The sequence below is a fragment of the Reichenbachiella sp. genome (genome assembly GCF_965223055.1).
In the GTDB taxonomy this organism is placed as follows: Bacteria; Bacteroidota; Bacteroidia; order Cytophagales; family Cyclobacteriaceae; genus Reichenbachiella.
This window is the reverse complement of record NZ_CBDCVM010000003.1, coordinates 462078-479699: the sequence shown is the minus strand read 5'-3', so window position 1 is coordinate 479699 and position 17622 is coordinate 462078. Positions and strand designations below refer to the sequence as shown.

Annotated in this window: 16 protein-coding genes; 4 read left to right on the top strand and 12 right to left on the bottom strand. The window is 40.1% G+C overall.

The window, feature by feature from the left end; translation table 11 throughout:
- Positions 1-7: 7 nt before the first annotated feature.
- A complete protein-coding gene (recG, locus tag ACOQO5_RS02600; RefSeq protein WP_420580118.1) occupies positions 8-2104 on the top strand; it encodes an ATP-dependent DNA helicase RecG in 2097 nt (698 codons plus the stop codon).
- Between the two features lie 70 nt (positions 2105-2174).
- On the opposite strand, the gene ACOQO5_RS02595 is transcribed toward recG, so the two are convergent.
- Both ACOQO5_RS02595 and rho read right to left on the bottom strand, forming a co-directional pair.
- Positions 2175-2912, bottom strand: a complete 738-nt coding sequence (locus tag ACOQO5_RS02595) for a hypothetical protein (protein WP_420580117.1) — start codon at positions 2910-2912, stop codon at positions 2175-2177.
- A gap of 287 nt (positions 2913-3199) precedes the next feature.
- A complete protein-coding gene (rho, locus tag ACOQO5_RS02590) occupies positions 3200-4807 on the bottom strand; it encodes a transcription termination factor Rho (RefSeq protein ID WP_420580116.1) in 1608 nt (535 codons plus the stop codon).
- Positions 4808-5106: 299 nt separating this feature from the next.
- Here rho and serS point away from each other — a divergent pair, with 299 nt between their 5' ends.
- Both serS and ACOQO5_RS02580 read left to right on the top strand, forming a co-directional pair.
- A complete protein-coding gene (serS, locus tag ACOQO5_RS02585; RefSeq protein ID WP_420580115.1) occupies positions 5107-6381 on the top strand; it encodes a serine--tRNA ligase in 1275 nt (424 codons plus the stop codon).
- Between the two features lie 18 nt (positions 6382-6399).
- A complete protein-coding gene (locus ACOQO5_RS02580) occupies positions 6400-6858 on the top strand; it encodes a GNAT family N-acetyltransferase (RefSeq protein ID WP_420580114.1) in 459 nt (152 codons plus the stop codon).
- On the opposite strand, the gene ppk2 (ACOQO5_RS02575) is transcribed toward ACOQO5_RS02580, so the two are convergent.
- The 4 genes from ppk2 (ACOQO5_RS02575) to ACOQO5_RS02560 all read right to left on the bottom strand — a co-directional run bounded on the left by ppk2 (ACOQO5_RS02575) (position 6851) and on the right by ACOQO5_RS02560 (position 10579).
- Positions 6851-7630, bottom strand: a complete 780-nt coding sequence (ppk2, locus tag ACOQO5_RS02575) for a polyphosphate kinase 2 (protein WP_420580113.1) — start codon at positions 7628-7630, stop codon at positions 6851-6853. The genes ACOQO5_RS02580 and ppk2 (ACOQO5_RS02575) overlap by 8 nt on opposite strands.
- A gap of 10 nt (positions 7631-7640) precedes the next feature.
- Entirely contained in the window at positions 7641-8489 is an 849-nt protein-coding gene (gene ppk2 / locus ACOQO5_RS02570) for a polyphosphate kinase 2 (RefSeq protein ID WP_420580112.1), read from the bottom strand.
- Between the two features lie 14 nt (positions 8490-8503).
- Positions 8504-8809, bottom strand: a complete 306-nt coding sequence (locus tag ACOQO5_RS02565) for a DUF4286 family protein (protein ID WP_420580111.1) — start codon at positions 8807-8809, stop codon at positions 8504-8506.
- A 99-nt stretch (positions 8810-8908) separates the two neighbouring features.
- Positions 8909-10579 carry a formate--tetrahydrofolate ligase gene (locus ACOQO5_RS02560; protein ID WP_420580194.1) on the bottom strand — a complete coding sequence of 557 codons (1671 nt, stop codon included), beginning with the start codon at positions 10577-10579 and terminating at the stop codon, positions 8909-8911.
- 167 nt (positions 10580-10746) lie between these two features.
- On the opposite strand from ACOQO5_RS02560, the gene ACOQO5_RS02555 reads away from it, so the two are divergent.
- Positions 10747-11241 (top strand): NUMOD4 domain-containing protein, encoded by a 495-nt coding sequence (locus tag ACOQO5_RS02555; RefSeq protein WP_420580110.1) that lies wholly within the window; start codon positions 10747-10749, stop codon positions 11239-11241.
- A 43-nt stretch (positions 11242-11284) separates the two neighbouring features.
- On the opposite strand, the gene ACOQO5_RS02550 is transcribed toward ACOQO5_RS02555, so the two are convergent.
- The 6 genes from ACOQO5_RS02550 to obgE all read right to left on the bottom strand — a co-directional run bounded on the left by ACOQO5_RS02550 (position 11285) and on the right by obgE (position 17462).
- A complete protein-coding gene (locus ACOQO5_RS02550; RefSeq protein ID WP_420580109.1) occupies positions 11285-12592 on the bottom strand; it encodes an ABC transporter permease in 1308 nt (435 codons plus the stop codon).
- Positions 12585-13499 carry an ABC transporter ATP-binding protein gene (locus tag ACOQO5_RS02545; RefSeq protein ID WP_420580108.1) on the bottom strand — a complete coding sequence of 305 codons (915 nt, stop codon included), beginning with the start codon at positions 13497-13499 and terminating at the stop codon, positions 12585-12587. The genes ACOQO5_RS02550 and ACOQO5_RS02545 overlap by 8 nt, the downstream gene beginning before the upstream one ends.
- 65 nt (positions 13500-13564) lie before the next feature.
- Positions 13565-14455 carry a hypothetical protein gene (locus ACOQO5_RS02540; RefSeq protein ID WP_420580107.1) on the bottom strand — a complete coding sequence of 297 codons (891 nt, stop codon included), beginning with the start codon at positions 14453-14455 and terminating at the stop codon, positions 13565-13567.
- A 179-nt stretch (positions 14456-14634) separates the two neighbouring features.
- Positions 14635-15771, bottom strand: coding sequence for a molecular chaperone DnaJ (gene dnaJ, locus ACOQO5_RS02535; protein WP_420580106.1), 1137 nt, complete (start codon positions 15769-15771; stop codon positions 14635-14637).
- A gap of 2 nt (positions 15772-15773) precedes the next feature.
- On the bottom strand, positions 15774-16364 hold the full coding sequence (locus ACOQO5_RS02530; RefSeq protein WP_420580105.1) for a nucleotide exchange factor GrpE: 591 nt from the start codon (positions 16362-16364) through the stop codon (positions 15774-15776).
- Positions 16365-16469: 105 nt separating this feature from the next.
- A complete protein-coding gene (gene obgE, locus ACOQO5_RS02525) occupies positions 16470-17462 on the bottom strand; it encodes a GTPase ObgE (protein ID WP_420580104.1) in 993 nt (330 codons plus the stop codon).
- Positions 17463-17622 lie beyond the last annotated feature (160 nt).

The window sequence follows — 17622 nt, the reverse complement described above, 5'->3', positions numbered from 1 at the left end:
CATAGGCATGTCGAGCTTCATGGATACCAAAATAGAATTTCTTAAAGGTGTCGGGCCTGCTAAGGCCAAACTCCTGAATGAAGAACTCGGTATTCAGACATTTCATGATCTTATTCACCATTTTCCTTTTAGGTATGAGGATCGATCCCAGTTTCAAACGATCAGTCAAATTCAGCCAGATAGTGAAAGCGTACAGATAAAAGGTGCAATAGCGCGGGTAGAAGTTGTGGGTGCTGCAAGAAAACAGCGTCTGACTGCTGTTTTTAACGACGCTACTGGGCAAATCGAACTGATTTGGTTCAAGGGTGTGAAATGGATGAAAACTAAACTAAAGCCTGGAATACCTTATATCGTTTATGGCAAGCCGTCTCTCTTTCAAACTAAGTTTTCAATTAGTCACCCTGAGGTTGAAGTCTTAACACCAGCTAATGAAGCGGGTAAAAAAACAATGCTTCCCATTTATCCTACGACTGAAAAGCTCAAACGAAAGTTTCTAGACAGCAAGGCTATTACTAAGCTGCAAATGGAGCTAATCAAAACGAAAGGATTCGGAATTCCGGAGACCGTTGATGAAGCCATTCGAGTTCAAATGGGGTTGGTAGATTTAAATACGGCAATCAGAGACATACATTTTCCGCGAAACTTGTCATCTAGAATCAAAGCGCTGGAACGACTCAAATTTGATGAATTGTTTTTCATCCAACTAAAAATATTTAGAGAGAAGTCAGATCAAAAAGAAGTTCACAAAGGCATCATTTTTCAGAAGAGCCATTTGGTTCGTGAGTTTTATGAAAAGCACATACCGTTTGAGTTGACCGATTCCCAGAAGCAGGTGATTAAGGAAATCTATACTGACTTACAATCTGGCTATCAGATGAATCGACTTTTACAGGGTGATGTGGGTAGCGGAAAAACCATTACTGCGTTTGTTTGTATGTTGATTGCGATAGGAAGTGGATTTCAAACCACCATCATGGCGCCTACAGAGATTTTGGCGATTCAACACTTTCAAGGACTTGAAGAGTATTGTGATAAGCTCGGACTAAAAATTGGTTTGATAACGGGCTCCACTAAAAAAAGTCTGAGAAAGAAATACCTTGAAGAATTGGCATCGGGAGAAATGAGTATTCTGGTAGGCACACATGCGCTTATTGAAAATGATGTTCAGTTTGATCGACTAGGGTTGGCAGTGATAGATGAGCAGCATAGGTTTGGTGTAGCACAGCGAGCAAAACTATGGCAGAAAAACAAACACGTATATCCTCATGTACTGGTGATGACAGCGACGCCGATTCCAAGGACACTAGCTATGACGCTCTATGGTGACCTTGAAGTTTCTACTATTCGTGAACTACCCAAAGGCAGGAAGCCAATAAAAACTTCCCATTTGTATGATTCATCAAGATTAAAGCTATTTGGGTTTATCCAACGGGAGATTGATTTAGGGAGACAAGTATATGTGGTTTATCCATTGATTGAAGAGTCGAGCACTCTGGATTACAAGGATTTGATGGATGGTTATGAAAGTATATCAAGAGCGTTTCCGAAGGTACCTTTGAGTATCCTACATGGTAGGATGAAAGCCAAGGATAAAGATTTTGAAATGGACCGATTTGTTCGAGGGGAAACGAAGATTATGGTAGCTACCACTGTGATAGAAGTAGGAGTAAATGTGCCTAACGCCTCAGTGATGGTTATTGAAAATTCTGAGAGATTCGGACTTTCCCAGCTTCATCAACTCCGAGGTAGAGTAGGCCGAGGAGCGGATCAATCTTATTGTATTCTGATGACAGGAAGTAAAATATCCAAAGAAGCCAGAGAAAGAATCGGTTGTATGGTAGCAACTACCGATGGGTTTGAAATTGCGGAAAAGGACCTGGAGCTGAGGGGCCCTGGTGACTTGATGGGGACTCAACAGAGTGGATTGCTCGATCTGAAAGTTGCAGATTTGACGACTGATGGTGAATTGCTTAAGAAAGCAAGAGCCCTAGCGGAGAAGATCGTATTTGAAGACCCAGAATTAAAGCTCGCTGCCCATAGCCGAATGGCCCGACATCTGAGTAAAAATCAAATAGCTACTCTAAAATGGAGTGCTATTTCGTAGGCATAAAAAAACCATCCCGCTCCGATAGGTATCTGGGCGAGATGGCTTAAGTTTTTGTCTGAAATAAATCTTATGATTCTGTTTCAGTTGGCGCTTTCAATCTTGCAATGGTGTAAGATTTTTTCTCCTTGTGTCCGCAATATCCGCAGGTAAAATATTTTACCAATTCCCCATCCGCTTCCAATGTAGCCGACGAAACGATTTCTTCCTTATCTACTTTCAAAGTTTGATAGTTACATTCATTACATTTCAAGGCATGAAGTCTACCGTTATATTTTTCGATTTTGGTATATCCTGACTCTTCATCTATCCAAACATCGTAATCAACAGAGAATGCATCCTCTTCCGCCTGCATTCCTTCATCCAAATAAACATCCTCTTCCTCTTCACTTAAAAGTTTCATCGCTCGACCATCAGGGGAGATCCGTGGAGAAAACCTTAGCAGCTTCAACCTTTTTTCAATATAAAATGGATAGTAAAATTTAAGAATATTCTGAACAATAACACCAGCAATAATGGCAAACATGGTAGTAACAAACAGTCGAACAAAGAACCACATCATGCCAGATTCTGCCACTAGCGTATTGGCATACACAGCCAATGCAATAATGATTAGAAGTGCACTATACCAAAGTAAATTGATTTCATACATGTTGATGTAATCATATTTTTCCTTGTGGTCTTTGGTGATCATAAGTTTGAATAGATGACCGATTAGGATCAACAAACCGACAGCTGCAATAGCGTATGAAGCATAAGTGCCATACATATTCCAGGTATCTAGTAAGCCTTGATCAATTTTATTCATAGCGTTAAGCTTTAAGTAAAGTGGATTCTAATAATGTTTGCCTTAAAATATCAACAAATGAATCAAGTCATCAGTTGGCACAGCTTATTTCCAAATATAGATAAATTGAACTTCTGTATGAGATAAGCGGAATTAAATTTATAAAAAAAAACAATCAGTTCAAACGATTAACTAGGCGACCCTCGCATTAGAATATTATAATTTGGACTGTATAAAATGCAAAAAGCCATTCAGTCCCGATTGCTACCAGGATCGAATGGCTTTTTCAAGTATTTTGTCTAACGGTTTTAGCCGTTCATAGAAACCAAAAATTCCTGGTTGTTTCTTGTGCCTTTCATCTTGCCAAGCAAGAATTCCATGGCTTCGCTTGAATTCATATCGTCCATGAATTTTCTCAAAATCCAGATTCTTTGTAGCTCTTCTTTGTCGATCAATAGATCTTCTCTTCGAGTACCAGAAGCTGGAATATCGATAGCAGGGTACACACGCTTGTTGGATAGTTTTCTGTCCAACTGAAGCTCCATGTTACCAGTACCTTTGAATTCTTCAAAGATCACTTCATCCATCTTAGATCCTGTTTCAATCAGGGCAGTGGCAAGAATAGTCAACGACCCACCGTTTTCTACATTTCTTGCTGCTCCGAAGAATCTCTTAGGTTTGTGAAGTGCATTAGCATCCACACCACCCGAAAGAATCTTACCACTTGATGGTACCACGGTGTTGTGCGCTCTTGCCAGACGAGTAATAGAATCCAAGAGGATAACTACGTCGTGACCACATTCTACCATTCTCTTTGCTTTTTCAAGAACGATGTTTGCCACTTTCACATGTCTTTCTGCCTGCTCATCAAAAGTAGAAGCAATGACTTCAGCTTTTACGCTTCTTGCCATGTCAGTTACTTCCTCAGGTCTTTCATCGATCAACAAGATCATCAGATAAACTTCAGGGTGATTTTCAGCAATAGCGTTGGCTACATTTTTAAGTAATACAGTTTTACCCGTTTTAGGCTGCGCTACGATCATACCTCTTTGTCCTTTACCAATCGGCGAGAACATATCCATTACTCTGGTAGAGTAATCACTAGGCTTGTAGCTCAAATTCAGTTTTTCTTCTGGGAAAAGAGGAGTTAAGTATTCGAAAGGAACTCGGTCTCTGATTTCTTCAGTAGTCTTTCCGTTTACAGAACTAACTCTTAACAAAGCGAAATATTTTTCTCCATCTTTAGGAGGTCTGATTTGACCCAATACAGAATCTCCTGTTTTCAAACCAAATAGTTTGATTTGGGAAGGAGAAACGTAGATATCATCCGGGCTGGCGAGATAATTGTAATCTCCCGATCTTAAGAAACCGTAGCCATCTTGCATGATTTCGAGTACACCACCGTTCTCGATGACACCGTCAAATTCTTTTACTTTTTCGTTGTATTCCGCTCTCTTAGACTTTTGGTCTGGTCTTCTATCTTTTCTATCTCCTCTGTCGTTGCGATCCCCACGGTCTTTTCGTTCTTCCTTGTCTCTTGGAGCGCGATCTTTTCCTTCTGCTTTGTTGTCGTCCTTCTTATCTCCTTTCGGATTATTGGACTTTTCTTTTGAATCAGATTTTTTTGATGACTCAGCTTCCAGATTGAAATCTCCTAGCAAGTCATCAGATGACTTTGATTTCTTTTTCTCTGGTTTTGATTCTTTTTTCTTGTCTGCTTTTTCAGCAGGCTGTTCTTTTTTCTTTTCTTCAGCCTTCATATCGGCTGCAGGCTTAGGGTTGATGGCCTGCTCGTCTAGAATTTTGTATATCAGATCCTTCTTCGCGGCTTTCTTGTAGTTTTTGATGCCCAGACTTTCTGCAATTTCTTTAAGCTCAGATAGCAGCCTGTCATTCAATTCTTCAATTTTATACATGATAATTAATTAGTAGAAATTGTGCTTAATGATATAAGCGTCTTGAAATGAAATATTTTTGAAATATTATAGTAATGAAGATTGGCTCATAGTGATTAGCTGGATAGCTATCTAAGCCCAAATGCATATAAGTGCCACAATTATATGACAACAAATATTATAACACAAATTTACTCAAAAATATTTGTAACGGCTCTAAATCAGTAAAATCTGTGTTTTTGACCTAGTATTCTTTAGGGTTCTATGAGGTGCGTCTCATTTGATCATATAAATTTGCCATTCAAAAAATTGAGAACCTTATGTTAATTGTTTCAGACATTAGAGAAAACAAGCCTGAATTCATCGCAGGATTAGAAAAAAGAGGCTTGGCAGACGCTGAGGCTATGTTAGATGAAGTATTGGCGCTAGACGAAAAAAGAAAAAACACGCAAGCTGAACTAGATGAGCTATTGGCCGAGTCTAATAAAATCTCTAAGTCGATTGGACTATTGATGAAAGAAGGAAAGCAAGAAGAGGCTAATGAAGCCAAAGCAAAAACTTCTGAACTAAAAGCAAAGACGAAGGAATTGAGTCAGATTTTGGAAGAAACCGTCCAATCACTGGATGAGAAATTATATCAAATTCCAAACATTCCAAACATTGAGGTGCCTGCTGGAAACACTGAGGATGACAATGAGGTGTTATTTACGGTAGATAAATTGCCTGAGCTTGGTGATAACGCTTTACCACACTGGGAATTGATCAAAAACTATGACATTATAGATTTTGATTTGGGTGTAAAAATCACTGGCGCAGGATTTCCGGTGTATAAAGGAAAAGGGGCTAGACTCCAGCGTGCATTGATCAATTTCTTCTTAGATGAAGCTGATCATCATGGATATGATGAAGTGCAGCCGCCTGTAGTAATCAATGAAGCGTCAGGTCGCGGAACAGGCCAGTTACCTGATAAGGAAGGTCAGATGTATCATATCTCTGATTCTGATTTGTATTTGATACCTACAGCTGAAGTGCCGATCACTAACCTATATAGAGATGTGATTGTAGAAGAAAAGGACCTACCGATCAAAAATGTAGGATTCACTCCTTGTTTTAGAAGAGAAGCAGGATCGTGGGGTGCGCACGTCAGAGGATTGAACAGATTGCATCAGTTTGATAAAGTTGAGATTGTCCAGGTTCAGCATCCTGATAAATCATTTGATACTTTGATGGAAATGAGAGATCATGTAGAGGGACTTTTGAAAAGACTAGAGCTGCCCTATAGAATATTGAAATTGTGCGCGGGTGATTTAGGCTTTACTTCAAATATTACTTACGATTTTGAAGTGTACTCTGCAGCTCAAAAGAGATGGTTAGAAGTGAGTTCTGTGAGCAATTTCAAAAACTATCAATCGAATCGTTTGAAGTTGAGATACCGTGATGCGGAAAACAAAAAACACTTACTTCATACTTTGAATGGTAGTGCATTGGCACTGCCAAGAATCATAGCTGCTATACTTGAAAATGGACAAACCGCTGAGGGTATTAAAATACCAGCTGCATTGCATCAGTATGCTGGCTTTGAAACTATTTCGTAGCAGACTCGAACAATAGGCATGATTCTAAGAAAGGGAACCCAAGCAGATCTTCCAAGATTACTTGAACTAATTCGAGAATTAGCGATTTATGAAAATGCCGAAGATCAGGTATCCAATACCATAGATAGAATGAAGAAGGAGGGCTTTGGCCCTTCTCCTGTTTTTGGGTTTTTCGTGATTGAGCTAGGCGGTGCCGTTGTAGGAGCAGCAGTTTACTACTGGCGCTATTCTACCTGGAAAGGCAAGCGATTGTATCTTGAAGATCTGATAGTGACTGAAGCACTGCGTGGCAAAGGCGGAGGGAAATTACTCTTCGACAAAATGTTGGATTTTGGAAAAGCAGAAGGCGCAAGCGGTATGATGTGGCAAGTACTTGACTGGAATGAACCTGCCATCAATTTCTATAAGAAATACAACACTTCCTTCGACGAAGAGTGGCTCAATTGCCACATTGACTTCGAAGATCGATCTAAATAGTGTACTTGTAAGGAATGGTTTTGAGAATGTGTTTGATTGTTTCTAATCTGGCATTCACCTTTTTATTTGCATCCACTATAGTCCAAGGGACATGTTCGGTATTTGTTTTTTTGAACATAGCTTTTTTATAGTACGTGTAATCATCCCACAGTTCTTGAGACTTTTCATCTACTGGTGTCATTTTCCAACGCTTTAGTGGACTTCGTTTTATTTCTTTAAACCTTTTGGCCTGTTCTTTTTTAGTGATAGAAAAGTAAAATTTTATTAAAAAGGTGTCCGAGTGAATGAGCATTTTTTCAAATTCATTGACTTGAGTCATGAAGGTCTTGTATTCTTCTTCTGTACAAAATCCATTCACTGGTTCCACAATAGCCCGGTTATACCAGCTTCGATCAAAGAACACCATTTCTCCTGGCTTTGGTAGGTGATTGATGTAGCGCTGTAAAAACCATTGGTTGCGTTCATCTTCTGTCGGGATATTCAGGGCAGTGATACGATAATGCCGGGGATTTAAATGCTCAGTAATTCTTCTGATCGCTCCTCCTTTACCAGCTGCATCGCGTCCTTCGAAGATGACGACTATTTTTTTGTTATTCTTTATTACCCAAGTTTGAAGCTTTATGAGCTCCGCTTGTAGAGATTTTAGCTCATCTTCATAAAGTACTTTACTCAGCACTTTTTCCAGATTTATGGACTTGGTTCTGAATAAGGCTTCTAACCCTTGTTTTGAGTTAATAAGTTCAACTTCCTTTTTTGTTAAGTCCCTTTTCATCAGCGCAGGGTTAAATGTCTATTTGAACAGCACTTCTATGATATCTCACGATCACATTTGGGTCTGGAAGAAGCTGAATGTTAGCTTCACCTTTTTTATCATAATCAAATTGAGACAGTACATGTCTAATGCTTTCTAGCCGAGCTTCTTTCTTATTATTGGTTTTCACAATAGTCCATGGACAGAAATTGGTGTGAGTCTTGCTAAACATCTGTTCCTTATAGTGTGTGTATTTGTCCCAAAGCTCCTGTCCTTTCATATCTACAGGGCTAAATTTCCATCTTTTCAATGGGTTACTCATACGAGCATCGAATCTCTGCTTTTGTTCTTTTTTAGAAATAGAAAACCAAAACTTAATGATACTTATATTGTCTTCATAGAGTAAGTGCTCAAACTCGGGCACTTGGATCATAAATTTTTGATATTGATTTTCAGAGCAGAAGTCCATCACAGGTTCAACTACTGCTCTGTTGTACCAACTTCGATCAAAGAACACCATTTCACCGGGATTAGGCAGCTCCTTTATATATCTTCTAAAATACCATTGGCCTTTTTCCACTTCTGTTGGTTTGGTAAGGGCAACTACTCTTGAATTTCTTGGGTTTAAGTGTTCTTTGAATCTTTTGATTGCTCCCCCTTTTCCTGCTGCATCACGACCTTCAAAAATGACACAAACTCTTTTGTTTGTTTTTTTAATCCATTGTTGAAGGTTAACCAATTCGGTTTGTAAATTGGCCAATTCTATTTCGTACTTCAGTTTTTCAAGAACGTCATTTAATTCAATTTGATTTTGATTCGCAATTTCAATTAATTGCTTTCTGTTTTTGCATTCCAATAACTGAGTAGCAGTGAATTTCATGGCACAAAATATTACTAATCTACATGCTCAAGCATGGTTCGAAAAGCAACAAACTTATCTTTGAATTTTTCAGTGTGATCTGCTTGCAGAGCTTCGGCATATTTCTCCTGATATTCATTGATATGTTTGATACTATCTGCAAAATATTGGATGGCATAAGTGATGGCCCCCTCTTGTTCGTGCGACAACAGTTTGAAAATTTTTCGGTCAACGAACATCCCTGTGTCCATCACTTTGGGAATGTGATCCTCTTTCATCCAGGCCAGCCAATCAGCCTCTATATTTTCATCTAGGCTTACTGTTACGTTGTATAAAATCATAGGTCAAATATATTTAGAAATTGGTCTTGCCAAATGAGTAATAGCAGCACAAAAAGTGATTTACAGCACATTTGGAAGTGAAAGATGTATAAAGATTATCTAAAACAACCCTTCAATAGTGCCGTCATCGGTAATGTCAATTTTTTCTGAGGCTGGAAATGCTGGAAGCCCAGGCATACGCATGATGTCTCCCGTTATAGGGACTAAGAACCCGGCTCCAGCGGCAATTTCAATTTCCCTGACAGTCACTACAAAATCCTTTGGTCTTCCCAAAAGAGCAGGATTATCCGACAATGATTTTTGGGTCTTAGCAATGCAGACAGGTAAGTTTGTTAATCCCAGCCGTTCGATTTTTCTGAGATTGGCCTTTGCTTTTGCGGTATAGTCTATGGCTTTGGCTCCATAGATTTTCTTTGCGATAATGTCTATCTTTTCTTCAACAGGTAGTGACCAATCATACATTGGGTTGAATTTCACATGGTTAGCTTCTACAGTTGCGGCTACGTCTTTGGCTAATTCTATGGCGCCATCTCCTCCCTTGGCCCAAACATCTGCTACCTCTACTTTGACACCAAGTTCTTCACATCTAGTACGAATATGCTCAATTTCAGCATCGGTATCAGAGGTAAACTTGTTGATGGCCACCACAGGCAATATGTTGAACAAGGCAATATTCTCAATATGCTTTTCCAGATTGGCTAGTCCTTTGTCCAGCGCCTCTACATTTTCCTTTTGTAAATCACCCACTGGAACACCGCCATGATATTTTAGTGCGCGGACGGTGGCTACCAATACAACCGCTTTTGGCGAAAGTCCACCAGACACACATTTAATATCAAAGAATTTTTCTGCTCCTAGATCAAATCCAAACCCTGCCTCGGTTACTACATAATCGGACAAGGATAAGCCAGTCTTCGTGGCAATAATAGAATTAGTGCCCTGAGCGATATTGGCGAACGGCCCACCATGAATAATAGCTGGATTTCCTTCCATGGTTTGCACCAGGTTGGGCATGATGGCATCTTTGAGTAATGCAGCCATGGCACCGTGGGCTTTTAGGTCTCGAGCATAGACGGGTTGTTTGTCATAAGTAAATCCTATGAAGATATTGCCGAGTCTTTTCTTGAGGTCAGAAAAATTCTCTGCAAGGCATAAAATCGCCATAATTTCGGATGCTGCGGTAATATCAAACCCGGTTTCTCTTGGAACGCCTGAGGTTGTTCCTCCTAATCCTACAATTAGGTTTCTCAATGACCGGTCATTCATATCCATGACTCTTTTCCAAGTGACGGTTCTAGGGTCTATGCCAAGGGAGTTCTTTTTGTTCTGAATATTATTATCAATAAGGGCAGCGAGAAGGTTGTTAGATTTTTCAATGGCTGAAAAGTCACCTGTAAAATGAAGATTAATATCTTCCATGGGTAACACCTGAGAATATCCTCCTCCAGTGGCACCTCCTTTGATTCCAAACACAGGTCCAAGTGATGGTTCTCTTAAAACTACAGTCGTCTTTTTTCCGATTTTGTTGAGAGCTTCAGTCAACCCAATCGACATGGTGGTTTTACCTTCTCCTGCTGGCGTGGGCGAAATGGCCGAAACTAGGATCAGGTTGTTTTTGTCATATTTTTCTTTGTCAATATACGTGAGTGGAATTTTGGCTTTGGATTTCCCGTATGGAATTAGGTCTTCGGAAAGGACGTTTAGCTTGTCGCCAATTTCACTAATAGGCAATAATGTTGCCTTTTTAGAAATTTCTAAATCAGAGTTCATGGGTAGTAATGTTGTTTGTTTCATTTAAGGGTTTTCTTCATTTCTAAAAACCCTTAGTCTTGTTTAGTAACCAAGTTATCAATTTTTTCCAGAGGTTCATCGAACTTTTTTACAATTGGCTAAAGCTGTTTTTACATTTATTCAAGTAAATCTTAAACCACCTCATTATGGAAGCGCACAAGATCGAACGAATGCCAGAAGTATGGAAAACCATCGAAGGTTTTTCTAATTATGAAATTTCCAATTTAGGAAGAGTTCGTCGAAAGGCACGAAAGACATTTCACGCCGGTTCAAATAAGGACATTTTCTTGAAGGAAAAAGTGATGAAGCAACGGTGGAATAAAACTTGCAAATGTTATTTCATGGATTTACTCAATGATGAAAAGAAAAGAAAGACCGTTTACCCTCACCGAGAAGTAGCTTCTGCCTTTTGTATTAATATCCTACCTAAAGAGTATACGATGATTGTTCATTTGGACAATGATCCAAAAAACAATGACAGCTCGAATCTGGAATGGGTATCGCCGTCAGAGCATATGGCGTTTCAGTTTGAAGTGGGCAATAAAAATAACTTTAAGGTTTGGCGTACGCGCAAAGAGAAGTATAAAAATGGGTTTAAAGCAGGAACGATCTTTAAAGGTCGTCCAAGAAAATTGGCCTAGTATGGATAAGTAAAAAGGGCAGCTGAATAGCTGCCCTTTTTTGTTAGATCTTCATCACAAACCACTTGGCCAACGTTTTGTAATTGACCTTAGTCCCATGCATAAAAATTCCAATACGGTAGATTCTGCCAGCCATCCAGGTAGTTCCACAGAAGCCTGCTATGAGTAATGAAACTGAAAGCACCAACTCCCATAATGGCACGTCAAATGGCAATCGCATCATCATGATGACTGGTGAAGTGAATGGAATCATGGATAACCAAAAAGCCATGGTACCATGCGGCTCTTGAATGACAATAGAAATCATCATCATAGAAAATATGAGTGGTAAGGTAACCGGAAGCATAAACTGTTGCGAATCCGCCTCGCTGTCTACCGCAGAGCCGATAGCTGCAAGCAGTGCGCCATAGAGTAAATAACCGCCTAGAAAGTAGATCAAAAAGCTAGCTAGGATGGTTGGTAGTTCAATTTTGTCTAGCACCTTCGAAATGTCAAAAGCTTTGTCCTGAGCGCTCATGCCTTCAGTATCCATACCCGCTTCATTGGCGAACTGTTCGGTAGCTGCAGGCTGATCTAAAATAAAGGAAGAAGTGGCTGAAGTGAGTGCAGTAGTCATCACTGCCCATAGCACGAACTGCGTAAGTCCAACAGCTGCAATACCCAAAATCTTACCCATCATCAACTGAAACGGTCGAACTGAAGCGATCATTACCTCTATGATTCTGCTAGTTTTCTCCTGGGTAACGCCTCTCATGATTTGCATGCCATAAATAAATATGAACATGTAAAGCAAGAAAGAAGAAACGTATCCCACACCAAAAGCAATACCTGAATTGCTTTCGCTTTCATCACCGGATTCTGATAAGTTGATGATGTGAATATCCACATGTGCTCTAAGATTGTCTATCAACTCTTGATCCAATCCCGAATTGGCTAATTTTTCGTCTTCAATAATTCCACGGATTCTTTTTTCAATTCCTCCTTCTACGGCTATTCCTGGACTTTGAGTGGAATAGAATTTTATGCCTTCCGGTTTATCTAAATTTAAATTGGGAATATGGAGCAAACCAAATATGGCATCACTCCTTAAGAGTGACTCTTTGGTTTCTTCTAAATCCGCCTGGATAAATTGATAGGTGATAGTTTCTGTGTTTTCTATTTTATTTTCAAATAGACCAGTTTCATCAATAACCTGAATCAGTTTCTGATCTCCTTCTCGCGTGGCCGACCAAATCACTATTCCCATCATTCCTGCAAAGAGGATAGGACCTAAAATAGTCATAATGATAAATGACTTTTTCTTAACTCTTGCGATGTACTCGCGTGCGATGATGAGTGAGATCTTATTCATGGTTGGTAGGCTTTACAGTGGAAATAAAAATGTCATTAATGGAAGGAATTTTCTCGTTGATAGAAACGATCTTCGTTTTTGAGGTGATAAAATCTACCAAGTCATTCACTGAGTGGTTTTCAGCAATTTTCACTTCAGAGCGAACTATATCATCATCTAATGATTTGGTATGGAGTACTTCAAAACCATTGTCAGAAATAGGAATGTCACCTATGTATTCTGTAATAAATGTATTGTTTCGGTACTTATTCTTGATGTCTTTTTTGGCTCCATTAATCAAGATTTTGGAATGATGGATTAATGTGATTTGATCACAAAGCTCCTCCACTGATTCCATGCGGTGCGTAGAAAAAATAATAGTAGCGCCTTTCTCCTTCAATTCCAGAATTTCATCTTTAATCAGATTGGCATTTACAGGATCAAACCCAGAAAAAGGTTCGTCAAGAATAATCAAGGATGGGTTATGAACTACCGTAGCAATAAATTGAATCTTTTGCTGCATACCCTTGGACAGGTCTTCCACATTTTTGTTGTGCCAAGCCATGATGTCCAGCTTTTCCATCCAATGTTTGATAGAGGCTACAGCATCTGGTCGGCTCATTCCTTTCAGTCGCGCCAGAAAAATCAGCTGATCGGACACTTTCATTTTTTTGTATAACCCCCTTTCTTCTGGTAGGTAACCAATTTTTCGTACATCTTCAGCTAACATAGGTACATCTTTGAAAAGCACCTGTCCACTGTCGGGCATGATGATTTGAGTGATGATTCTGATCAGTGTGGTTTTTCCAGCACCATTTGGCCCTAATAGTCCGAAAACACTGTTTTCTGGGATGCCAAAGTCTATGTTGTCTAAGGCTTGATGATCTCCATAGGATTTAGAGACACCATTGATTTTTACTAAGTTCAAGTCGATTGTTTTTGATTTGCTACATGAGTAGCAAAAAGTCGGAAAATATTACAGTTGTGTAAAAATTACTTCACGTATTCGAAGATGATATTCCCTAAGGCGACGTCTACGTTGAATTCCATCAAATTTTTTGCGCTAGCGGAATAGCTGCGATTGACATAGACATTTTCAGAAACTTCTTCGAAAGCCTGGCTAAGAGAAATGTTGCAAAGGGGTGAGCTTTTGAAATGGACAATGGCCGGGTAGTCATTTTCTGGTACAATGATTTTCAGTTTTCCAGCGCCAACACTCACATTGATTTTACAAGCTTTTTCTACTCCTTTGCTGAAGTCCAATACAGCTGTACCAAACCCAACATCTGCGATAATTATGTTGGCATTGGACTTATTCACATTTTTGGTCATGATATTGCCAACATCTACATTGACATAAAAGGTATCCATGGCACATTTATTCATAGCATTGTCATCATACATGATTTTCACATTGGCACTACCTGATTCTATTTTGAATTTGGATACTGACAGATCGGATAAGTTCACAAAAGCATCACCTACGCCGTATTTTAAATCGAGGTTGTAAATTTTTTGATCTGCCAAGAATACTTTCCAGAAATTTTTCTCGGATTTTTCATTGCCAAACATACTGTAAGAGATCGCTTGACTTAGTCCTTTTTGATTATAGTCTTCCAGGATTAGGTTGACTGCATTACGATTGTTGTTGATTTCCGTGTGGAAGGTAGGGTTAACTTCGGAAAAGGAGGGGTTTCCGTAAATGGTGACGGGGTCGTTATTGTCAGAGGGGTTTATGAAACAAGTACCCGAGGTTGCTTTCAATGAAAAAGCGACCGTATCAAAAGAGGCTTCGTCCTTCACTGTGTAGAACTTTTTTAACTGGCAATGCCCCTTCAACCCACAAACCAATGTTGCTATTACAACAATATAAACCCTTAGCATGTCCCTACGTACGGAATTTTTCTCATTCTGGTTCGATTCGTTCGACGATTATCGAGATTCAACCGTCGAAAATAGAATGAATCTGCCGAAATCAAAAATTTATACCGTTATGTACCAAAAAAAGACCCCTTACTATTCGATGATAGTAAGAGGTCTTATTTGTGCGTCTATCAAAGATCCTAAAAGAATTCTTTGATTTTTTCGAAGAAACCTTTCTCTCCTTTACCGGGATTTGGTGCGAAGTTGTCTGAATCTCTCATGCTTTCGAGCTTCTGCTTTTCGTCTTTCGACAACGTCTTCGGTGTCCATATATTCACATGGATTAACTGATCTCCTTTGCCGTAACCATTAATGTCTTTAATGCCTTTTCCACGGAGCCTCAAGATTTTACCACTTTGAGTGCCTTGATCGATCTTGATTTTTACTTTACCATCGATTGTTGGTACTTCAACAGAAGTTCCCAAAACCGCATCTACAAAGTTCAGGTACAAGTCAAAGACGATGTTGTTCCCTTCTCGCTTCAGCTCTTCGCCTTCTTGCTCTTCGATCACGATCAATAGGTCTCCTGGCATTCCTCCGCCTGGTGCTTCATTTCCTTTGCCAGACATGGATAGTTGCATGCCGTCTACTACGCCAGCAGGAATCTTTACTGGAATGACTTCGTCTTTATAGGTCAATCCAGAATTATCAACACCATTAGGTTTCTTGTCAATGCTTTGACCGGCTCCGTTACAAGTCGGGCAAGTCGATGCAGAGACCATTTGGCCCAGCATAGTATTCACCACTTTCTTTACCTGACCACTTCCATTACAAGACTGACAGGTCTTGAAAGTAACCCCATCGGCAACAACTAGACGATTTACTTTAATTTTCTTTTCTACGCCATGGGCGATGTCCTCCAGCGTAAGTTTCAGTTTGATACGAAGGTTTGTGCCTTTGCGTGCTCGACCTCGGCCACCACCACCGCCTCCGAAGAAGCTGTCGAAAGGGCTTCCACCTCCTCCTCCGCCACCGAAGATGTCACCAAATTGTGAAAAGATATCGTCCATAGACATACCTCCACCGCCAAAGCCGCCGCCGCCGGCAGCTCCACCCATTCCGGCATGGCCAAATTGGTCGTAGCGTTGTTTTTTCTGAGCATCGCTAAGTACTTCATAAGCTTCTGCTGCTTCTTTGAAGTTTTCTTCCGCCTGTTTATCGTCGGGGTTCTTATCCGGGTGAAATTTGATCGCTAGCTTTCGGTAGGCTTTTTTTATCTCATCTGCAGAAGCAGACTTAGATACACCCAGAACTTCGTAATAATCTCTTTTTGCCATAATTATGCTCCGGTTACCACTTTCGCAAATCTGATCACCTTGTCATTCAGTTGATAACCTTTTTCAACTACATCCACAACTTTTCCTTTCAACTCCTCTTCTGGTGCTGGGATTTGTGTGATGGCTTCGTGATACTCTACATCAAACTCGGAACCTTTGTCGGCTTCGATTTTTTTCAATCCTTTTTGCTCAAGGACACTTTTGAATTTATTATAAATCAGATCGACTCCTTCTTTCACAGACTTGATATCTGCATCTTCGGTCATCGATTTTTCTGCTCTTTCGAAATCATCTAATACTGCTAGCAAATCTTTAATCAAATTTGCATTGGCCGTACTGGTTAGTTCTAACTTTTCTTTAGAAGTTCTTCTTCTGAAGTTTTCAAATTCAGAATACAATCTGAGGTACTTGTCTTTGGACTCGGCTACCTCGGCTTGAAGTTTTTCTTCAGCACTTAATTCTTCCTTTGGTTCTTCCTTCTGCTCCTCTTGCTCTTCCACAGTTTCTTCCACGTTTTCTTCGTTCTTTATCTGCGGTTCTTCCACTACTGTCTCTTCCGACTTCTTGTCAGCTTTTTTATTATTTTTTGCCATTAGTATTCACAATTAAATGCGCTATTGGTTTGGCAATTACTTTGCCAATGGAAATTCTGTGACAGAATGTCCTAAAATTGTTTGTTTCGGTAAATTCTTGTCAGGTTAAGCGTTGATGGCTTGCCAGATCATATCCTTCAGTGGGTCAAGGTTTTTTTGAGCTACACTGGATATGAAAATCGAAGGCAGTTCGGTTGGTACTTCTTTTTTCATTTCTTCCATCAATTCATCATCGAGCATGTCTGATTTCGTGATGGCAAGCATTCGCTGCTTGTCCAAAAGTTCTGGGTTGTATTTGGTCAGCTCTTTGAGCAGAATTTCATATTCTTTCTTGATGTCGTCGGCATCGGCTGGTACCATAAACAGTAGAATGGAGTTTCTTTCGATATGCCTCAAGAAACGAATACCAAGGCCTTTTCCTTCGGCGGCCCCTTCGATGATACCTGGAATATCGGCCATTACGAATGACTTGTGATCCCTATAAGCCACCACACCCAGATTAGGCACTAAGGTGGTAAATGGATAATTAGCAATCTCAGGCTTTGCTTCTGAAAGGACGGAAAGCAGCGTTGACTTACCGGCATTTGGGAAACCTACGAGTCCTACATCCGCCAGCACTTTCAATTCCAAAATAATCCACTCTTCTATTCCGGGTTCTCCAGGTTGGGCGTAGTGTGGGGTTTGATTGGTTGCGTTCTTGAAGTTGTCGTTGCCCAGGCCTCCTCGCCCACCTGGAGTAAGGATAATCTCCTGACCATCTTCTAGTATTTCTACTCTCTTTTCGCCGGTTTCAGCATCTTTGGCTATCGTACCTAGTGGTACTTCGAGAATAATGTCCTGCCCCTCAGACCCACTTCTGTTTCCTCCTTCGCCAGGTTTGCCATTTTCGGCGATGGCATGTTTCTTATATCTCAAATGGAGCAAAGTCCAGAGTTGACGATTGCCACGAAGGATGATATGCCCACCGCGCCCACCGTTGCCGCCATCAGGGCCGCCTTTGGGTACGTGCTTTTCTCTTCTGAAATGTACTGAGCCAGGCCCACCATTTCCCGAACGGGAACAAAATCTTACATGATCAATGAAGTTTGAAGATGCCACTTGCTTGCTATTTTAAATGTCATATTGACGCACTGAAAATCTCATGGAAATAAATAAGACTTCTCCTCTCGTCGAAGTGACAAAAGTAGTTTGTTTATTCGAAGGGAGATTGCTTCGCGCCTTAATATACCCTTAAACAATAAATGAGAAAGCCCTAACT

Excerpts from the sequence above, each read along its gene's own strand:
- ACOQO5_RS02595 (WP_420580117.1), bottom strand. The coding sequence starts at position 2,912 with ATGAATAAAATTGATCAAGGCTTACTAGATACCTGGAATATGTATGGC.
- ACOQO5_RS02565 (WP_420580111.1), bottom strand. The coding sequence starts at position 8,809 with ATGATTTTATACAACGTAACAGTAAGCCTAGATGAAAATATAGAGGCT.
- ACOQO5_RS02560 (WP_420580194.1), bottom strand. The coding sequence starts at position 10,579 with ATGAACTCTGATTTAGAAATTTCTAAAAAGGCAACATTATTGCCTATT.
- ACOQO5_RS02540 (WP_420580107.1), bottom strand. The coding sequence starts at position 14,455 with ATGCTAAGGGTTTATATTGTTGTAATAGCAACATTGGTTTGTGGGTTG.
- ACOQO5_RS02550 (WP_420580109.1), bottom strand. The coding sequence starts at position 12,592 with ATGAATAAGATCTCACTCATCATCGCACGCGAGTACATCGCAAGAGTT.
- ACOQO5_RS02580 (WP_420580114.1), top strand. The coding sequence starts at position 6,400 with ATGATTCTAAGAAAGGGAACCCAAGCAGATCTTCCAAGATTACTTGAA.
- ACOQO5_RS02530 (WP_420580105.1), bottom strand. The coding sequence starts at position 16,364 with ATGGCAAAAAATAATAAAAAAGCTGACAAGAAGTCGGAAGAGACAGTA.
- serS (WP_420580115.1), top strand. The coding sequence starts at position 5,107 with ATGTTAATTGTTTCAGACATTAGAGAAAACAAGCCTGAATTCATCGCA.
- dnaJ (WP_420580106.1), bottom strand. The coding sequence starts at position 15,771 with ATGGCAAAAAGAGATTATTACGAAGTTCTGGGTGTATCTAAGTCTGCT.
- rho (WP_420580116.1), bottom strand. The coding sequence starts at position 4,807 with ATGTATAAAATTGAAGAATTGAATGACAGGCTGCTATCTGAGCTTAAA.
- ACOQO5_RS02555 (WP_420580110.1), top strand. The coding sequence starts at position 10,747 with ATGGAAGCGCACAAGATCGAACGAATGCCAGAAGTATGGAAAACCATC.
- ppk2 (WP_420580112.1), bottom strand. The coding sequence starts at position 8,489 with ATGAAATTCACTGCTACTCAGTTATTGGAATGCAAAAACAGAAAGCAA.
- recG (WP_420580118.1), top strand. The coding sequence starts at position 8 with ATGTCGAGCTTCATGGATACCAAAATAGAATTTCTTAAAGGTGTCGGG.
- ppk2 (WP_420580113.1), bottom strand. The coding sequence starts at position 7,630 with ATGAAAAGGGACTTAACAAAAAAGGAAGTTGAACTTATTAACTCAAAA.